Origin of the sequence: Bradyrhizobium nivariense (genome assembly GCF_029846695.2) — a bacterium.
In the GTDB taxonomy this organism is placed as follows: Bacteria; Pseudomonadota; Alphaproteobacteria; order Rhizobiales; family Xanthobacteraceae; genus Bradyrhizobium.
Genome location: NZ_JARWCR020000052.1, coordinates 21,591 through 38,338, shown reverse-complemented (window position 1 = coordinate 38,338; position 16,748 = coordinate 21,591). Strand labels below are relative to the sequence as shown.

Sequence of the window (16,748 nt, the reverse complement as noted above, 5' to 3'; positions counted from 1 at the left end):
TCTCAGGAGTGCGTAGGTGGTCGCGACAACTTCTCGAACCGCTTCACCAGCCGCTCCCGCTTCAGCCGCGACAGCCGCTGGATCCAGAACATGCCGTCGAGCTGGTCGATCTCGTGCTGATGGCAGACGGCGCGCAAGGCTTCCGACTCTTCGGTCTGCATGTTGCCGTCGAGATCCCAATAGTTGATCCGCACGCGGGCGTGGCGCTGGACCTCGTCGTTGACCCCGGGCATCGAGACGCTGCCTTCGCGGTGCATGATCATCTCGGGCGAGGCCCATGTGATCTCCGGGTTGACGTAGGTGCGCGCGCCGTCCTTGGCGTCGAGCTCGAGCACGACGACGCGCAAGGGCACGTCGATATGCGGCGCCGTGATGCCGATGCCGGGTGCGGCGCGCATGGTCTCGAGCAGGTCGCTAGCAAGCTCGCGCAGCGTTGCGTCGAATGCGGTGACGGGGCGGGCCGGCATCGCGAGGCGGCGGTCGGGATAGCGGACGATCGGGCGGATGGTCATGCAGGCTCCTACCACTCACGGATGGTTGAAGCATCCCGTTCTTGACGTCCTACCAACTGGAAGGTAGCTAGTCGGCCATGACCAACGTTTCCTCGACTGCCGACGACATCCTGGCCTGCGCGCGCAGCTTGATCATCGCGGGCGGCTACAACGGCTTCAGCTACGCCGACGTGGCCGAGGTGGTCGGCATCCGCAAGCCGAGCATCCACCACCATTTCGCCAGCAAGGTCGATCTGGTTCGCACCCTCGTGTCGCGCTACCGGGCCGAAGCCGAGGCGGGACTGTCGGCGCTCGAGCGCAATGTCCCTGATCCGCGCGAACAACTCGAAAACTATGTCGCGTACTGGGAGGCGTGCATCAATGATGCGACGGCGCCATTCTGCGTGTGCGCGCTGCTTGCCAGCGAGCTCCCGATCTTGCCGGAGGAAGTCGCGCTCGAAGTCCGTGCGCACTTCCGCGCCTTGGCTTCCTGGCTGACGTCGGTCATGGAGCGCGGCAAGCGGAAGGGGCGGCTCAAATTCTCCGGCACAGCCCGGGTCGAGGCTGAAGGATTCATGGCGACCATTCACGGCGCGATGCTGTCGGCGCGTGCCTATGGCGATCCAAAAATGTTCGGTGTGATCACCACGCCACTGCTGGATCGGCTATCCAACAAGCACTGAAACACATCGGCGAGACAACAACGACACCCCGAAGGCAAGCTGGGGGTTGAGACCTTCTCGCTGCGCGCGAGAAACTACCAACTAGTAGGTAAAGGAACGAAGGCTATGGCGCATCATCAATTGGATCTCGTTCGTGCCGATCGCGAACGATGGCTGAAGGTTTACTATTTTATCCGGGCGGGGTTCTCCGTCGCCTGGGTCGTTGCCGCGTTCGCCGTAGGGCCGTCATCTCCGGTGATCGCGGGAGCCTTGCTCGTCCTCTATCCGGCATGGGACGCCGCGGCCAACTTCGTGGACGCGTTTCGCAGCGGCGGGCTCGCTCAAAACCGCACGCAGGCTCTGAACGTTGTGGTCAGCCTGGCGACCACCGTCGCGGTGCTTGTTGCTTTGCAGATGAGCATGAACCGGGTGCTCGGAATCTTCGGGGCCTGGGCGATTCTATCAGGGTTGCTCCAGCTGGGGACGGCAATCCAGCGCTGGAGGAGTTTCGGCGCGCAATGGGCCATGGTGCTCAGCGGGGCCCAGTCAGCGCTGGCAGGCGGCTTCTTCATCGTTCAGGCCACGATGCCCGCGGTTCCCTCGATCGCGAATGTCGCGGGCTATGCTGCGGTCGGCGCGCTCTATTTCCTGGTCTCGGCGGTCTGGCTCACCATCGGCACATGGCGGCAGCGCGCCAAGCGGGCTCAGTTGGGCTGATGCGATGGCGTTGGCGGGATCGTGACATGACGCCGGTGTTTTGCCCGACGAGTCAAATCGCGGCTTGCCATCGCAAGTTTACTGGTGAGTCACGGGCATCGTAAGTCATTGATCCCGCAGGTGCCGGCTACTGTGATGGGGTTGTTTTCGCGTTTGTTGTTGGCAACAATGCCGCCAACAACAAGCATCGACAGCGGAGGAAAACTTCATGCGCACAATCGCAATCGCCCTGGCGGCGACCATCGCAGCGGCAACGCCGGCCGCGGCTGACTATCTCGTCAAGGAAGTCGGCAGCTTTCACGTCGGCGGCCACACCGAAACGCTGAGCGGGCTTCCTTCCAAGGAGATCGTGTTCTCTCCAGGTGCTCCGCCGATCAAGGTCGATCCGAACGGCGAGTTCGAGGTCGAGCAGATGTACGTTCAGTTCGTCAAGCTTGCGCAGCCGAAGTCGAAACTGCCGCTGCTGCTCTGGCATGGCGGCGGGCTCTCCGGTGTGACATGGGAGACCAAGCCCGATGGCAAGCCTGGCTGGCAGCAGTTCTTCTTGAACGCGGGTTATGACGTCTACGTCTCGGATGCGGTCGAACGCGGTCGCGCCTCCTGGGCGCGCTATCCGGAGATATTCAAGAGCGAGCCGTTCTTCCGGCCCAAGAAGGAAGCGTGGGAGCTGTTCCGGATCGGGCCGAGCTACGAGGTCGGTGGCAAGCGCGAGGCGTTCGAGGGCGAGCAATTCCCGATCGAGGCGTTCGACCAGTTCGCCAAGCAGGGCATTCCGCGCTGGGCCACCAACGACGCCGCCACGCAGAAGGCCTATGACGCCCTGGTGCAGAAGGTGTGCCCGTGCATCATCCTGGTCCACAGCCAGGGCGGCAATTTCGGCTTCACTGCCGCGTTGAACGCGCCCGACAAGGTGAAGGCGCTGGTCGCCATCGAACCTTCGGGTGCACCGGATCCCGCCAAGGCTGATGCCGCGAAACTCAAGGGCGTGCCGCATCTGATCGTGTGGGGCGATTTCATCGACAAGGTGCCGGTGTGGTCGAAACTCGTGGTCAACCCGACCAGATGGGGACAGGCAGTGGCCGCCGCCGGCGGCAAGGTCGATACGTTCGAGCTGCCGAAGATAGGCATCAAGGGCAACACCCACATGATGATGATGGACCGCAACTCCGACGACATCGCCAGACTGGTCGGCGACTGGATCGACAAGCAGGGATTGGCGAACTAAAGCATGATCCGGAAAGTGCGAAGCGGTTTTCCGAAAAGATCATGCTCAAACAACAACCTAAAGCGCGATGATGATTCATCCTCATCTCATCGCGCTTTAGGGCTTGTACTCATAACTTCAGCTTACCAACGCAAAGCGGAAGTCTCCCGCATTGAACGTGTTCGGCGGCTTGTGACCCTCAACGGACATTAGGCGGGAAATCCCGGTCAAGCGCATAGGGCCGCTCGCCAGCCTGATCAGGGCGGAAGGACTAGCTATTCCTCTCCGGCGAAGCGGCTTTGATTTCAGCACCGTCTCCGCCGGCTTGATTGGGCCGCGCGGAAACGGCTCACATGGCATCGCCCGATTCGCCTATTGCATCATCATCCGGCACAGCCAAAACGCGAGATCGGGCCGTATCCGTCGCGAAGATCTCCTCGACCACGAGACGCAGGGTATCGTGGCATTCGCACGCCGCTGCCGCGAGCCGCAATCGATCGATCTCGATCTGGCCTCGTCGATCAGATCTGATCGCTCCGGACGCGCGCAGATTGCGCATCAGGAGCGTCACCGTCGTTCGTCGCACACCGAGTATTTGTGACAGCGCCTCCTGAGTGAGCGGGAGGACGTCATGGTCGCTGCGGTCGCGAAAATGGAGCAGCCAGCGTGCCATGCGGGCTTGGACCGGATGCAGCGCATTGCAGGCCGTGCCGAGTTGAAACTGAATCAGCATCGCCCTCATGTGCATCTGGATCGCGCGCCGGATCGCGGGACTCCGATTGAACGCGGCGTGAAACCGCGATGCGGGGATCCGCGAGGCGGTACCCGCCGCACGAACGATGGCGGTAATGGCCGAAGGTGATGGCCCTAGTACGGAAAGGACGCCTACTGCTCCCTCGCGGCCGACTGCGGCGGTGGCGACCGTCTGCCCGTTCGCCATGTCGATCATCAGCGAGATGGCGCCGCTGTGAGGGAAGAACACATGCTGGATCTGGTCGCCCGCTTGCGAGAGGACCGCGTCCTGATCGAGCCTGACCGTCTCTAAGCCGGGCACCAGCAGACCAAAATCTGCTGGTGCCAGCGCTGCCAGAAGGCGGTTACCCATTCCGTCGCCACGAATCAACGCAGGCAACCCGGACTCAGGCAAGTCGCGCTTTCTGGATTCCGAGCGGCGGCGGATTGATCGCGGCGCCCTGGGACGCCGAAGACGCAGGTGATACACTCGGCTTCGAGAATGCGCGCGATTGCATCGACTGCTCGCATCTTCATGTGAGACCCCGCTCAGTGCTGTTGGTTTGACAGCACGTTCAATCTGCGAGGCGCCCAGGTCAATGAACTTGATTTTATTTTCCGCGCTATGGCAGCGCGCGTAATTATTCTGGATATTCAGCTGATTAGCCAAACAGGACGGTGGAAGCGGTATATCGAGAGCGTCGCGTCGTCAGGCTTGCTCTGACGTCTTGCGACTAGTCCCGCGGAGCCCCTGGTCACCTCAGCCGCGACTTGGCGCTCTGAGCGCCGAGTTCGGCATGAGCTTGCTCTCAGACACAGGGAGCCGATGGGCGCAGCCAACCAATCTCGGGAGCGTAACCCTACGTCCAGTCCCTTGATCCAGCCGATCATTTGATTTGCGCCCTCTTCCTGGTTCGCTCAGGCTTTACGCCAAGCGCAAGGGCGGCAGCTTATCGCTTGCGGGACCGGCGCCGATAGAGCGGGCGCGGCCTGCGTCGCGTCCTACTTTGATTGGGAGAGAGAACATGTTCAAGTGAAGGCCCAGCACGGCAAGGTGCGACAACGAGCGAGAGTCTCGTGATGTCTCTTGTTGGCGAAAAGCTGATGTTGCTCTGCAAAAAAGCCTCGTCTCGCACACAGGCGTTAATGGAACCAGAGCTCAGGTCGCTTGTTTGCTCGTCCGGCTGGGCCGACTCGTCGCCTCAACATGGCACTCGAGAAGCCCTCGTATACGCAAGTATAGTCTTCACAAGACATATTCCTGACCCATGATGGGTCACTGTGAGGCCGGGTTCGACCCACGGCACTGGCGATGATCGCTGCCTATCTGCCGCTCCGGGTCGAGGCACAGCCAGCTACCCGGCCCGAGAAAAGAAATGAGTGCATTTGATCCAGCTCTTCGGCAAGGCTTGAATATGCAACATCCGCTCGAGGCGCCGTCGGTCGTGCTCAATTTGAATGAGCACAAGGGCTCCGAGGAAGCTCTTCGCGAAAGCGAGGAGCGCTTCCGCACCTTGGTGCAATTCTCTTTCGATGTGTATTGGGAAACCGACTCGCAGCATCGCTTCATCCGCCAGGAGTTCTCTGAGAGGCTTCAGGAGCCGCCGGTCTCCGAGATCGGCCGGACACGGTGGGAGGTACCTTATTCGGAGCCCGATGAAGAGGGCTGGCGCAAGCACCGGGAGATTCTCGATGCCCACCTCCCGTTTCGCGATTTCGAACTCGCGCGACCGACGCCCGACGGCGACAAGCGCTACGTGTCCGTCTCCGGCCTGCCCGTCTTTGACCAGTCGGGGCGCTTCATGGGCTACCGCGGCGTCGGGCGCCACATCACGGAGCGCAAGCGGGCCGAACAGGCGGTACGGGAGAGCGAGGCCCGTTTTCGCACGTTCGTGGACCACGCGACGGACTCGTTCACGCTGCACAATTCAGACGGTCGCGTTCTCGACGCGAACCGAACTGCTTGCGAAACCCTGGGCTACAGCCGGGACGAACTGGTTGGGGGGATCCCGTTCTTGTTCGATCTGGAGATGGATGAAGCGACTTGGCGGGTCAAGCGCGAGCTGCTCAAGGCTGGCGGCATCGTCACGCTCGAGAGGCGCTATCGCCGGAAGAACGGCAGTATGTTTCCCGTTGAAATCCGCATGCGCGAATTCTGCGAAGGCGGTGAGCGACAGATCATTTGTCTGAGCCGCGACATCACCGAACGTAAGCGAGCCGCCGAAACTTTCCGCGAAATGCAGGCGGAACTAACACATGCCAATCGCGCGGCGGCAATGGGACAAGTCACGGCTTCGGTTACACACGAACTAAGCCAACCCATGACCGCGATCCTCTGCAACGCAGAGGCAGGACTCAGCTGGTTAGAGTCTCAATCTCCGAATCTCGAGAAGGCGCGGCAGACGCTCGCATCCATTCTCGCCGACGCAAACCGAGGCGGCGAGATCATCGGTTGGATTCGATCCCTGATCAAGAACACTCCGGCGCCGAAAGAGCGCGTCGATCTCAATGCCGCCATCCTGGTCGTGATCACCATAGCCCGGAGCGAACTGCTCAAACACGGTGTCTCGCTTCAGACAGACCTCGCTACCGATTTGCCGCTCGTCGAGGGATATCGCGTCCAACTGCAACAAGTTGTTCTCAACCTCATCCTCAACGCCATCGAGGCAATGAGCCTCGACGAGGGGGGGCGAGAGTTACGGATCAGTACGACCGCAGATGCCTCAAATGGCGTTGTTGTCGCCGTGCGAGACAACGGTCCCGGACTTGGCGCGGCAACGGTCGACCGCTTGTTCGAGCCCTTCTATACCACAAAGCCGGCGGGGACCGGCATGGGCCTGTCTATCTGCCGTTCAATCATCGAAGCCCACGGAGGACGACTTTGGGCCGGTGCGAATGAACCACAGGGCGCCGTGTTTCAGTTCAATCTGCCTTCGGAATAGCTGTGATCCACGTCGCTTCGTGACGGTGCACTGCGCAGACGGGAGCCCACAACCACAGATGTATTCTCGGCCAGGCGCGTAATGGTCTCCTTCGGCCGCAGCAACCGCAATATGATCGCCGAGTTCGCTCGCCTCTTCAGAGCCATGTTGGCGCTCAGCCGACATCTGATCGGGATTTGGTGAGGTCAGCTTGTGGCCCATAGGCGACTAGTAAAGTCCAACTTGCCATGTCCGGTCTCGAAGACCGAACGGACACTGCCTAGGTTCGCGCGGGCTGATCGGATTTATGAGTCCACGCCCTAGTCTAGTCCGGATAGGGCGTGCCGTCCTTGTGCACGAACCGGCCATCGGAATTGGCGCTCATCATGTCGATGTCGGAGCAGGTGGTGAGATCGTCGGGCGAGCGCGAGCCGACTTCGAGATAGACCGCCGTCGCAACCGACCGGTTGATCATGTGATGGCCGTTGCCGCTGGCCTTCGGAAAGGCGGCGCAGTCGCCGGCGCGCAGCACGGTTTCGCCGTCGTCTTCGATCAGCGTCACCTCGCCCGCGAGCACATAGACGAACTCGTCCTCATGCGAATGCCAGTGCCGCTGGCTCGACCAGTTGCCCGGCGGCAGCCGCATCAGATTGACGCCGAAATCGGAGAGGCCCCCGGCATTGCCGAGCCGCTGCCGGATGCGATCTGCGCAAGGAGCGCTGAAGGACGCGGGATAGCCGGAGCCCTTGCGGGCGGGCACGGCAGCGAGGTCGATCTTTGGCATGAGCTGTTCCCCGGAATTTTGCAGCGACACTTATGCGGCGCGGCCCGTCTGCACCAGAGGGCGCCAGCCGTGAAATCGCGTGCTGCCGGCGCTGTCGCGATAGCGCGAGAATCGAACTATCATCGCCCCACAGTCGTACGCCGATCGCAGGGGGCATCGCCAGCCGACATGGACAGGGACATCTACGACCCGGCATTCGTGAAGGAGGTGTTCGATCGTTGTTCGGATCGTTACATCACCTTCAGCCTGAATTGCTCAATGGGCTTCACGGAGCGCTGGCGGCGGCAATGCGTTGCGGCGATGCCGGTGCCAGGGCCTGCCGGCGCGCGCGGTTATGATTTGATGGCGGGGACCGGCGAGGTCTGGCCGCATTTGTTGAAGCGCTTTGGCGATATCGGCGCGATCACGGCGGTGGATATTTCATCAGGGATGCATCGTCGTGCCATGGAGCGGCTTCACGCGCATCGCGCTCATCGGATCGCGTTCATCGAGGACAAGTGCTGGCGAGCGACCTGCTGCCGGAGAGTGCGGACTTCGTGATCTCCACCTTTGGCCTGAAGACGTTCAATCCCGGGCAGCATGAGCAACTCGCCGCCCTGATCGCGCGTATGCTGAAGCCCGGCGGCGTGTTCTCCATGATCGAGGCATCCGACCCGAAGGGATGGTGGCTGCGGCCGTTGTACCTGTTCCATCTCAAGGTGGTCCTGCCGCTGGTCGAACGGATCTTGCTGCGAGGCGCGCAAGACTTTGCGATGATCGGCACCTACAGCACGAATTTCGGCAGCGCCGCCGGGATCGCAGGCCTTCTGCGCGACCAGGGCCTCGAGGTAGAATTCTCAAGATACTTTTTCGGCTGCGCCACCGGCGTGGCGGGTCGGAAGGTCGGATAGGCGGGCGTCCAAACCTGCGCCCCGGATCGTTGCATCCGCGAAGGCCTTGATGCGGAAGCGGAAGGCGTAAAACCGCCATCAACGACGATTGTCGTCGACGCGGCCATTTGCCATGGTTGGAGCATGATGCGATCGAGTTGGCTGATGATGACATCATGCCGGTGTTTTGCCCGACGAGTCAAATCGCGGTTTCGTAGCGCAAGAGACCGGCATCGCAAGGAACCGGCATCGTAAGTCATTGATCCCGCAGGCGCCTGCTACTGTGCATGGGGTTGTTTTCGCGTTTGTTGTTGGCAACAATGGCGCCAACAACAAGCATCGACAGCGAAAACTTCATGCGCACAATCGCAATCGCCCTGGCGGCGACCATCGCAGCGGCAACGCCGGTCGCGGCTGCGGGTGGCAAGGTCGATACGTTCGAGCTGCCCAAGATGGGGATCAAGGGCAACACCCACATGATGATGATGGACCGCAATTCGGACGATGTCGCGAATCTGATCAACGAATGGATCGAGAAGCAGGGGTTGGCGAACTAAGCGGAGCCTGGGCGCGGCCAGCCTGTCGGACGGCTCAAACCTCTTTGCGATGCCTGTGCCATTCGCAAGCCCGATTTCGCGGCTACAATAATTCAGCCGAAACGACTATGCTGCATGGACAAAGCCGGATCGTGGAATCGCTGCACGTGCTCTCGGACATTCTCAAACGCAAGGAAATCTACAGCTACTTCAGCCGAGCGGCGATGGAGAAGGCGGTTGCCTATCAGGCGCAGGGGCGCGTCTCGGGAGTGCAGGTCAGCGACGACCTGACCCATGTCAGCGCTCAGGTGCGCGGCAGCCAAGCGAGGAATTATCGCGTCGACATCCAGTTGGAGTTCGGCCCCGACGAGCTCACCGACCTCGACGGTGATTGCAGCTGTCCGATGTCCTTCAACTGCAAGCATGTCGCAGCGACCCTGCTCGAGGCGTTGAGCGGCAAGGCGCCGCCGGCGCACGCGACGGAACCGCACGCGCCGATGGCCAAGCCCGGCAACGCCTCGCGCGCCACAGCTCCACCAGTCATTCCTCTTGAGGTGAACAACTGGATCGACAATGTTGGCCGCGCGGTGCGGAGTGTCGACTATTCCGCGGATGATAGCCAACGCCTGCTGTATTGCCTGCACCAATCGGAGGGAGCCATGCCATATTTGGCCCTGTCCTTGCGGTCGGTTCGGGTGCTCAAGGGCGGACGCTTCGCCGACAATTACGCCACCCCGAGTCTGTTCGATTTCAAAGCGGACCGGGCGCCGAAATATTACCGTGATGTCGACGTCGACATTCTGACGCGAGCCCGCGCTCGCGTTCGCGATTACTATACTCAAGGTCCGTATCCGGAGGATTTGCTCCAGCAAATGGTTGCAACCGGCCGGACGTTTTGGCTGGACCATAAGCGAGCGCCGCTGACCTGGGGCGACGTGCGAGAAGGCCGGATCGAATGGCGTGAAGCGGGTAAACGCGGCATTGCCCCACACCTTACTGTGCCTGGAGCGATCGCGCTCAATGCCGAACCACCGGTCTTTGTCGACGAAACGGGCGGGTTGATCGGACCTGTGCAATTGGGCCTGTCGCCGCGGCTTGCCAGCCAGTTCCTGTCGGCGCCCGCCATTCCCCGTGCGCAAGTCGAGGAAGTGTCTCGCCGCCTGAGCCAGAAGCTCCCCGAGCTTCACCATGGTCTCCTGCCTGTGCCCGCGCCCGCCGCGATCCGGATCGATGAGGACCCGCGTCCGATTCTGCGGCTCAAGCTCGGTCATGTGAACCGGTACTATTACTACTCCGACAAAGACCGGGAGCAGGGCCGCGTCGGGGTCGTCAGCGTCGGCTTTCGCTACGGTCGGTTCGAGATCGATCCGACCCAGCGACCGAGCCGCCTGGAATTGTTCGAGGCGGGCCAAGTCTATGCAATCACGCGGCGCCAGGCGAAGGAGAAAGAGGCGCGAAAGCGGCTGGCAGCGTTTGATTTCGTTGAGGCGAGGTCGGCGTTCCCGACGCTCGACTATCATCATGCGCTGGATCTCACGCTGCGCGACCAGCGCGGTTGGTTCGATTTTCTCGCCCTGAATGCCGGCCTGTTACGGTCGGAAGGCTTCGAGATCCTGATTGACGAGGATTTTCCGTTCCGGCTTGCGGAGTCCTCGGGCGATTTCGACGCGGCACTGGAGTCGAGCGGCATCGATTGGTTCGAGCTGGCGCTCGGCATCGAGATCGACGGCGAACGCCGCGATCTGGCACCGCATTTGGCCGCACTGGTATCGGCCCCCGGGTTCACGCCGGATGTTGTGAAGCAACTCGCGGAGCAGGGCGATCGGTTCTATCTGCCCCTTGCTGACGGCCGGTATCTTGCGCTGGCCGCCGATCGGTTCCTGCCGCTGGTGCTGGCACTGCACAGTCTCCGCCTGACCGGCCTCTTCACGACTGGTTCGGAAAAGATCCGACTGTCGCGCGCGGACGTCCTTCCGCTGCTCGGACTGGAGAATGAAGAGTTTGCCTTTCAGGGAGCGGACAGTCTCCGCCGACTCGCGGGCCTGCTGCATGCGAGGGGATTGACGGCTCCAGACCTGCCACCGACCTTTCGTGCTTTGCTTCGGCCTTATCAGGCCCAGGGCGTGGCATGGCTCGATCTGCTCCGCGAGAGCGGATTGGGCGGCGTCCTGGCCGATGACATGGGATTGGGCAAAACCGTCCAGATCCTGGCTTTGATCGCGCTGGAGAAGGAGTGTGGTCGCCTTGGCGACCCTGTGCTGGTCGTCGCGCCGACCAGCTTGATGACCAACTGGTCCGCCGAAGCGCAAAAGTTTGCGCCGGATATAAAGGTCCTCGTCCTGCATGGGCCCGACCGCAAGGAGAAGTTCGCCGCGATTGCCGAACACGATCTCGTCCTGACCACCTATCCGCTGATCGCAAGGGACCGGGAGGTGCTTCTGGCGCGGGAATGGCACATCGTCGTGCTGGACGAGGCGCAGATGGTCAAGAATCCCGATGCCGCGACCACGCGCTGGCTGCGCGTGACGAAGGCGCGGCACCGCTTCTGTCTCACGGGAACGCCGATGGAGAACCATCTCGGCGAGCTGTGGTCGATCATGAGCTTTGCCAACCCGGGCTATCTCGGCGACAAGGCTGCCTTCTCGCGCCAGTGGCGTACACCGATCGAGAAGCGGGCCGACAAGGTGAAGGCCACGGTGCTGGCGCAGCGGATCAGGCCGTTCCTGTTGCGCCGGACCAAGGCCGAAGTGGCCACGGAATTGCCTGCCAAGAGCGAGATCGTCGAGACCATCGTGCTGGAGGGACCGCAACGCGACCTCTACGATTCGATACGGCTGTCGATGTCACGCAAGGTTCGCGAGGCCATCGCAAAGCGCGGCCTCGCCAAGAGCCACATCGTGGTGCTCGAAGCTCTCCTCAGAATGCGACAGGCATGTTGCGATCCGGCGCTGCTGAAACTCTCTGACGGCGTCGAACGGCCATCGGCCAAGCTCGATCGCCTCATCGATATCGTGCGGGAATTGTCGAGCGAGGGGCGAAAGATCATCGTGTTCTCGCAATTCACCTCCATGCTCGATCTCATCAAGGGGCGTTTCGACGAGGATGGCTTGCGCTACAGCATGCTCACCGGCGCAACCAGGGACCGCAAGACGGCGATCGAAGCGTTTCAGAACGGTTTGGCGCAGGTCTTCCTGGTCAGCCTGAAGGCGGGCGGAGTGGGTCTCAACCTGACCGCGGCCGATACCGTCGTCATCTTCGATCCCTGGTGGAACCCGGCCGTCGAGGAACAGGCCATCGACCGTGCCTATCGGATCGGGCAGGACAAGGCCGTCTTCGTCTACCGGCTGGTGGCCGCTGGCACGATCGAGGAGAAGATGGACGAGCTCAAGGCCAGAAAGCGTGCTCTCGCCGACGGCCTGTTCGACCGCGACGGCGGCGTTGCGTCGGGGCTCACGGAGGATGACGTCAAGGCCTTGTTCGAGGCGTAGCAAGGTCGACGGACCGGCAGCCAAAAAATGATCCGATGCATTGTCCGAGCTGTCGGCAGGCCCAGTTCCCATTCGTCTTCCACCCAGACAGACCTGACGGGAGACCAAAATGAACTCTTCCTCCTATCGCTGGGTGATCGTCGCCGCGGGCGGCTTGCTCGGCTGCGTCGCCATCGGCGGCATGTTTTCGCTGCCGGTGTTCCTGCAGCCGATCGCAAAGGATACCGGCTGGTCCGTGACCGGCATCTCCAGCGCGATGACGATCGGCTTTCTGGCGATGGCCTGCACCAGCATGGCCTGGGGCACGCTGACGGACCGGTTCGGACCGCGGCCGGTGGTGCTGACGGGATCGGCGGTGCTGACTGTGAGCCTGTTCGCGGCAAGCCACGCCACCTCGCTGCTGGCGTTTCAGTTCGTCTTTGGCCTTCTGGTCGGGGCCTCCTGTGCCGCGATCTTCGCGCCGATGATGGCGACCGTGACCGGCTGGTTCGACACCCATCGCAGCCTCGCGGTGTCGCTGGTGTCGGCCGGCATGGGCATGGCGCCGATGACGATGGCGCCGCTCGCGGCCTGGCTCGTCTCCGGCCATGACTGGCGCACCTCGATGCAGATCGTGGCGCTGGTGGTCGGCGCCATCATGATCCCGGTCTCGTTGCTGGTGCGACGCCCGCCGGCGCTCGCGCACGCCGTGGCCGCGCCTGCGGGCGAGGCGCACGGGGAAATGTCGCTGGCCGAGGCGCTGCGCTCGCCGCAGTTCCTGATCCTGCTCGCGACCAACTTCTTCTGCTGCGCCACCCATTCCGGCCCGATCATTCACACCGTCTCCTATGCCGTGAGCTGCGGCATCCCGCTGATCGCGGCGGTGACGATCTACAGCATCGAGGGCTTTGCCGGCATGGGCGGGCGCATCGCCTTCGGCCTGATGGGTGACCGTTTCGGTGCCAAGCGCGTGCTCGTCTCGGGGCTGCTGCTGCAGGCGTTCGGCGCACTCGCCTATGTCTTCGCGCACCAGCTCGCGACGTTCTACGCGGTCGGCGCCATCTTCGGCTTCATCTATGCCGGCACCATGCCGCTCTACGCGGTGCTGGTGCGCGAAAACTTTCCGCTCAAGATGATGGGCACGGTGATCGGCGGCACCGCGATGGCCGGCAGCCTCGGCATGGCGACGGGCCCGCTCGCCGGCGGCCTGATCTACGATGCGTTCTCGGGCTACGCCTGGCTCTACATCGCCTCCTGGGCGATGGGCCTCGGCGCCTTCCTGATGGCGATGAATTTCAGGCCGTTCGCGAAGCCGCGAGCGGAGGTGGCGCCGGCGGCGGCGTAAGCAGGTTCATCGCGGCGCAGCGCTAAAGCATGATCCGGAAAAGTGCGAAGCGGTTTTCCGAAAAGATCATGCTCAAACAACAACCTAAAGCGCGATGATGATTCATCCTCATCTCATCGCGCTTTAGAGCTGCGCCTCGATCGCGGGCTTGTCGACGATGGACCACACGTGCCGTATTTTTCCGTCGCGAAATTGATAGAACACATTTTCGCAGAAGGACACGCGCTTGCCGTTCACATCCAGCCCCAGAAACTTTCCAGCCGGCGTGCAATCGAACTTCAGCCGGGAGGCAATTTGGGGCGGGTCGCAGACCAGCAGCTCGATGTTGAAATGCAGGTCCGCAATCTCGCGAAAATCCTGCTCCAGCATGGCACGATAACCGGACAGTCCGAATGGTCGCGCATTGTGGGCGACGTCATCGTGAACGAACTGTCCGAGGGCGGGCCAATCCTGCCGGTTCAGGCAGGCGATGTAGTTGCGGTAGATGTCGGCGAGGTCGGACCTGGTCATGGCGTTGCTCCTGCGGCTCCGGCCATAACGCGGCAGCAGGGCAATCGGCGCTCGCGCTCACAGACGTTTTTCGAAGAACAGGTCCGGGTAGGGGTCGTCATTGAAGCGCGGGATCTCGCTCCAGCCGCTTCGTCGGTAGAGCTGGCCGGCCTCCGCCAGCGCGCTGTTGGTGTCGAGCCGCAGCAGCCTGATGCCGAGCCCGCGCGCGGCATCCTCGGTCACGTCCATCAGGCGCCGGCCGAGCCGCAATCCGCGCGCCGCCGGTGCGACCCACAGCCGCTTGATCTCGGCATAGCCGTGATCCGTGCCCTTCAGTCCGACGCAGCCGATCGGCAGCGTGTCCGACATCGCGACGATGAAGGTGCCGCGTGGCCGGCGCATGTCCTTGGCATCAGGATCGCGCGACAGCGAGACGTCAAAACCTCGCTTGAAGCGGCGGCCGAGCTCGGCATAATACTCGCCGAGGCAATAACGCGCCTCTTCGCCGCGCGGATCCATCTCCTCCAGCGTGACGCGCTCGCGCGTCAAAGCGGAAGCAATCAAATCCATCGCCGCCAGCAGCGCCTCGCGTTGCGAATGTTGGGCGAGGAAGCCCTCGGCCTGCGTGTTCGACAGCGTCTCGTAGGCCGCGAACTCGCGCCGGCCGGCACGCGTCAACGTCGCAACGCGGCGGCGCGCGTCGTCCTCATGCGCATTGGTCTCGACCAGCCCTTCGTCCTCGAGGCTGCGGAGCAGCCGACTCATCAGCCCGGAATCGAGACCGAGATAGTCGCGGATCTCGGCCACGTCCGAACGTCCGTGCCCGATCGCGTTGAGCACGCGCGCCGCCCCCAGCGGCCGCCCGCGTCCCAGGAATGACGTGTCGAGCGCGCCGACGGCGGAAGTGACGGCACGGTTGAAGCGGCGGACGCGGGAAACGGGGTCGAGCATGATGTCTGACTTTAGTCAGATATATTATTCACGTCAATCCGTGCGGGCGCGCTCACTTCACCAGCGTCAGCAGCGGCTTGTCCTTGGCGACGATATAGGTCGCAAGCTCGCTCGCGGTGTCCCGGCCGACGTTCCTGGCCGCATGCACCGTTCCGGCCGGAATGAACAGCACGTCGCCGGCCTTCAACGTCGCCGGCGGCTTGCCCTCGACGTCATATTCGATGGCGCCCGCGAGCACGTAGATGATCTCTTCGCCCGGATGGGTGTGCCGACCGAATGCCACGCCGGGGGCGAGGTCGACGCGCACCTGCACGGCCTCACGCCCGGGTGCGCTGAGATCGTGGCGCTGGAGGTCGGTGCGCGTGACGCCGGTCGGCTGCGCCGCGGCCGGCAGCGTGAGAAGATTTGCGGCGAGCACGGCTGCGCTGGCGAGGACACGCACGGCTGCCAAAAGTCGATGACCCATGGTCGGCTCCTGATGTTTGCGGGATTGATTGCACCGCGCGGGCCCGGCCGATGCTCGGCCGGTCCGCGTCGCGGCGTTTCAGACCAGGGTGGTGGTCACCTCGATGTTGCCGTGCACCGCCTTGGAGTAAGGGCAGATGCCATGCGCGGCCTCGATCAGCTCCTGGGCGACGGCGCGATCGATGCCGGGAACGCTGACGTCGAGACGGGCGCGCAGGAAGAAGGCGCCACCCGCGTTGTTGAGGTCGATCGCGGTGTCGACCGACGGCTCGTTCGGCAGCTTGACCTCGCGCTGGGCCGCGGCGAGCCCGAGCGCGCCGAGATAGCAGGCCGACCAGGCGGCGGCGAACAGGTTTTCGGCGGCCGGGTGCGGCTGGGCCAGCTTGATGTCGAGCGAACCGTCGCTGGAGCGCGCTGCGCCGTCGGCGCCGGAGGTGACGTGGGTCTTGCCGGTAAAGAGGAGCTTGGCGGCGGAGGTCATGATCGTATCCTTCGGGAGTTATATCGCGTCCGATCAAATCGGATGCGTTCCGAAATAAACCCGCCGCCCGTTGCAGTCAAGCTCTTCCGATTTAATCGGATGCGATTTATATCGGTTGCGGATCACGAGATGCGGAGGTTCCAATGGCCCGTCCCCCCAAAGCCACCGGCCAAGCGCGAAAACTGTCCAATTTCCTGTGCTTTGCGGTCTATTCGGCCAATCTCGCCTTCGGCCGCGCCTACAAGCCGCTGCTGGACAAGGTCGGCCTGACCTACACCCAGTACATCGCCATGGTGGCGCTCTCAGATGGGGACGAGCAGACCGTCGGCGCGCTCGGCGAGAAGCTGTTCCTCGAATCCAACACGCTCACGCCGATCCTGAAGAAGCTCGAGCAGATGGGTTACATCCGCCGCCACCGCGATCCCGCCGACGAACGGCAGGTGCTGCTGACCCTGACGCCGGCGGGGCGCAAGCTGATCGAGCAGGATCTCGGTGACTCCGTGATCGAGGCGACCGGCCTCGGCGACGAATTCCCGGTGGTGCAGAAGACGGTCAGCAGGCTGCGCGACAATCTGCTGCGCAACACCAGGCCCGCAGAGGAGAAGTCCTGAAGCGCGTCGCGCGGTCGCCCTGC

17 protein-coding genes are annotated in these 16,748 nt (G+C 62.8%); 10 read left to right on the top strand and 7 right to left on the bottom strand.

What is annotated here, in order from left to right; genetic code table 11:
* Nucleotides 1–2 precede the first annotated feature (2 nt).
* Nucleotides 3–512, bottom strand: coding sequence for a peptide deformylase (locus QCM77_RS32015; RefSeq protein WP_279667922.1), 510 nt, complete (start codon nucleotides 510–512; stop codon nucleotides 3–5).
* A 77-nt stretch (nucleotides 513–589) separates the two neighbouring features.
* Between QCM77_RS32015 and QCM77_RS32010 the strand changes: the two genes are divergently transcribed.
* The 3 genes from QCM77_RS32010 to QCM77_RS32000 all read left to right on the top strand — a co-directional run bounded on the left by QCM77_RS32010 (nucleotide 590) and on the right by QCM77_RS32000 (nucleotide 3,095).
* Nucleotides 590–1,174: a TetR/AcrR family transcriptional regulator gene (locus tag QCM77_RS32010; protein WP_279667921.1), complete on the top strand. Its 585-nt coding sequence runs from the start codon at nucleotides 590–592 to the stop codon at nucleotides 1,172–1,174.
* Between the two features lie 105 nt (nucleotides 1,175–1,279).
* Nucleotides 1,280–1,870: a DUF308 domain-containing protein gene (locus tag QCM77_RS32005; protein ID WP_279667920.1), complete on the top strand. Its 591-nt coding sequence runs from the start codon at nucleotides 1,280–1,282 to the stop codon at nucleotides 1,868–1,870.
* Nucleotides 1,871–2,078: 208 nt separating this feature from the next.
* Nucleotides 2,079–3,095 carry an alpha/beta hydrolase gene (locus tag QCM77_RS32000; protein WP_279667919.1) on the top strand — a complete coding sequence of 339 codons (1,017 nt, stop codon included), beginning with the start codon at nucleotides 2,079–2,081 and terminating at the stop codon, nucleotides 3,093–3,095.
* A 328-nt stretch (nucleotides 3,096–3,423) separates the two neighbouring features.
* Here QCM77_RS32000 and QCM77_RS31995 read toward each other — a convergent pair whose 3' ends face one another.
* Nucleotides 3,424–4,179 (bottom strand): Crp/Fnr family transcriptional regulator, encoded by a 756-nt coding sequence (locus QCM77_RS31995; RefSeq protein ID WP_279667918.1) that lies wholly within the window; start codon nucleotides 4,177–4,179, stop codon nucleotides 3,424–3,426.
* 1,003 nt (nucleotides 4,180–5,182) lie between these two features.
* On the opposite strand from QCM77_RS31995, the gene QCM77_RS31990 reads away from it, so the two are divergent.
* Nucleotides 5,183–6,748 (top strand): PAS domain S-box protein, encoded by a 1,566-nt coding sequence (locus QCM77_RS31990; RefSeq protein ID WP_279667917.1) that lies wholly within the window; start codon nucleotides 5,183–5,185, stop codon nucleotides 6,746–6,748.
* A gap of 304 nt (nucleotides 6,749–7,052) precedes the next feature.
* On the opposite strand, the gene QCM77_RS31985 is transcribed toward QCM77_RS31990, so the two are convergent.
* Nucleotides 7,053–7,511 (bottom strand): cupin domain-containing protein, encoded by a 459-nt coding sequence (locus QCM77_RS31985; protein WP_279666263.1) that lies wholly within the window; start codon nucleotides 7,509–7,511, stop codon nucleotides 7,053–7,055.
* A gap of 168 nt (nucleotides 7,512–7,679) precedes the next feature.
* On the opposite strand from QCM77_RS31985, the gene QCM77_RS31980 reads away from it, so the two are divergent.
* The 5 genes from QCM77_RS31980 (at nucleotide 7,680) to QCM77_RS31960 (ending at nucleotide 13,728) form a co-directional block, all read left to right on the top strand.
* Nucleotides 7,680–8,051: a class I SAM-dependent methyltransferase gene (locus QCM77_RS31980; protein WP_279666264.1), complete on the top strand. Its 372-nt coding sequence runs from the start codon at nucleotides 7,680–7,682 to the stop codon at nucleotides 8,049–8,051.
* Nucleotides 8,009–8,401: a class I SAM-dependent methyltransferase gene (locus QCM77_RS31975; RefSeq protein ID WP_279666265.1), complete on the top strand. Its 393-nt coding sequence runs from the start codon at nucleotides 8,009–8,011 to the stop codon at nucleotides 8,399–8,401. The genes QCM77_RS31980 and QCM77_RS31975 overlap by 43 nt, the downstream gene beginning before the upstream one ends.
* Nucleotides 8,402–8,736: 335 nt before the next feature.
* The gene (locus tag QCM77_RS31970) at nucleotides 8,737–8,937 is read left to right on the top strand and encodes a hypothetical protein (protein WP_279666266.1); all 201 of its coding nucleotides are present in this window, start codon (nucleotides 8,737–8,739) and stop codon (nucleotides 8,935–8,937) included.
* Between the two features lie 131 nt (nucleotides 8,938–9,068).
* Nucleotides 9,069–12,404, top strand: coding sequence for a DEAD/DEAH box helicase (locus QCM77_RS31965; RefSeq protein WP_279666267.1), 3,336 nt, complete (start codon nucleotides 9,069–9,071; stop codon nucleotides 12,402–12,404).
* A 109-nt stretch (nucleotides 12,405–12,513) separates the two neighbouring features.
* Nucleotides 12,514–13,728: an MFS transporter gene (locus QCM77_RS31960; RefSeq protein ID WP_279666268.1), complete on the top strand. Its 1,215-nt coding sequence runs from the start codon at nucleotides 12,514–12,516 to the stop codon at nucleotides 13,726–13,728.
* A gap of 123 nt (nucleotides 13,729–13,851) precedes the next feature.
* On the opposite strand, the gene QCM77_RS31955 is transcribed toward QCM77_RS31960, so the two are convergent.
* From QCM77_RS31955 to QCM77_RS31940, 4 genes are all read right to left on the bottom strand, one after another.
* On the bottom strand, nucleotides 13,852–14,238 hold the full coding sequence (locus QCM77_RS31955; protein ID WP_279666269.1) for an ester cyclase: 387 nt from the start codon (nucleotides 14,236–14,238) through the stop codon (nucleotides 13,852–13,854).
* 57 nt (nucleotides 14,239–14,295) lie between these two features.
* A complete protein-coding gene (locus QCM77_RS31950) occupies nucleotides 14,296–15,168 on the bottom strand; it encodes a bifunctional helix-turn-helix transcriptional regulator/GNAT family N-acetyltransferase (protein ID WP_279666270.1) in 873 nt (290 codons plus the stop codon).
* Between the two features lie 52 nt (nucleotides 15,169–15,220).
* Nucleotides 15,221–15,634, bottom strand: coding sequence for a cupin domain-containing protein (locus QCM77_RS31945; protein WP_279666271.1), 414 nt, complete (start codon nucleotides 15,632–15,634; stop codon nucleotides 15,221–15,223).
* Nucleotides 15,635–15,712: 78 nt separating this feature from the next.
* Entirely contained in the window at nucleotides 15,713–16,114 is a 402-nt protein-coding gene (locus QCM77_RS31940; RefSeq protein WP_279666272.1) for an Ohr family peroxiredoxin, read from the bottom strand.
* Between the two features lie 143 nt (nucleotides 16,115–16,257).
* Here QCM77_RS31940 and QCM77_RS31935 point away from each other — a divergent pair, with 143 nt between their 5' ends.
* Nucleotides 16,258–16,725 (top strand): MarR family winged helix-turn-helix transcriptional regulator, encoded by a 468-nt coding sequence (locus tag QCM77_RS31935; protein ID WP_279666273.1) that lies wholly within the window; start codon nucleotides 16,258–16,260, stop codon nucleotides 16,723–16,725.
* Nucleotides 16,726–16,748: the final 23 nt, after the last annotated feature.

Coding starts and splice junctions, on each gene's coding strand:
- QCM77_RS32015 (WP_279667922.1), bottom strand. CDS start 512: ATGACCATCCGCCCGATCGTCCGCTATCCCGACCGCCGCCTCGCGATG.
- QCM77_RS32010 (WP_279667921.1), top strand. CDS start 590: ATGACCAACGTTTCCTCGACTGCCGACGACATCCTGGCCTGCGCGCGC.
- QCM77_RS32005 (WP_279667920.1), top strand. CDS start 1,280: ATGGCGCATCATCAATTGGATCTCGTTCGTGCCGATCGCGAACGATGG.
- QCM77_RS32000 (WP_279667919.1), top strand. CDS start 2,079: ATGCGCACAATCGCAATCGCCCTGGCGGCGACCATCGCAGCGGCAACG.
- QCM77_RS31995 (WP_279667918.1), bottom strand. CDS start 4,179: ATGGGTAACCGCCTTCTGGCAGCGCTGGCACCAGCAGATTTTGGTCTG.
- QCM77_RS31990 (WP_279667917.1), top strand. CDS start 5,183: ATGAGTGCATTTGATCCAGCTCTTCGGCAAGGCTTGAATATGCAACAT.
- QCM77_RS31985 (WP_279666263.1), bottom strand. CDS start 7,511: ATGCCAAAGATCGACCTCGCTGCCGTGCCCGCCCGCAAGGGCTCCGGC.
- QCM77_RS31980 (WP_279666264.1), top strand. CDS start 7,680: ATGGACAGGGACATCTACGACCCGGCATTCGTGAAGGAGGTGTTCGAT.
- QCM77_RS31970 (WP_279666266.1), top strand. CDS start 8,737: ATGCGCACAATCGCAATCGCCCTGGCGGCGACCATCGCAGCGGCAACG.
- QCM77_RS31960 (WP_279666268.1), top strand. CDS start 12,514: ATGAACTCTTCCTCCTATCGCTGGGTGATCGTCGCCGCGGGCGGCTTG.
- QCM77_RS31955 (WP_279666269.1), bottom strand. CDS start 14,238: ATGACCAGGTCCGACCTCGCCGACATCTACCGCAACTACATCGCCTGC.
- QCM77_RS31950 (WP_279666270.1), bottom strand. CDS start 15,168: ATGCTCGACCCCGTTTCCCGCGTCCGCCGCTTCAACCGTGCCGTCACT.
- QCM77_RS31945 (WP_279666271.1), bottom strand. CDS start 15,634: ATGGGTCATCGACTTTTGGCAGCCGTGCGTGTCCTCGCCAGCGCAGCC.
- QCM77_RS31940 (WP_279666272.1), bottom strand. CDS start 16,114: ATGACCTCCGCCGCCAAGCTCCTCTTTACCGGCAAGACCCACGTCACC.
- QCM77_RS31935 (WP_279666273.1), top strand. CDS start 16,258: ATGGCCCGTCCCCCCAAAGCCACCGGCCAAGCGCGAAAACTGTCCAAT.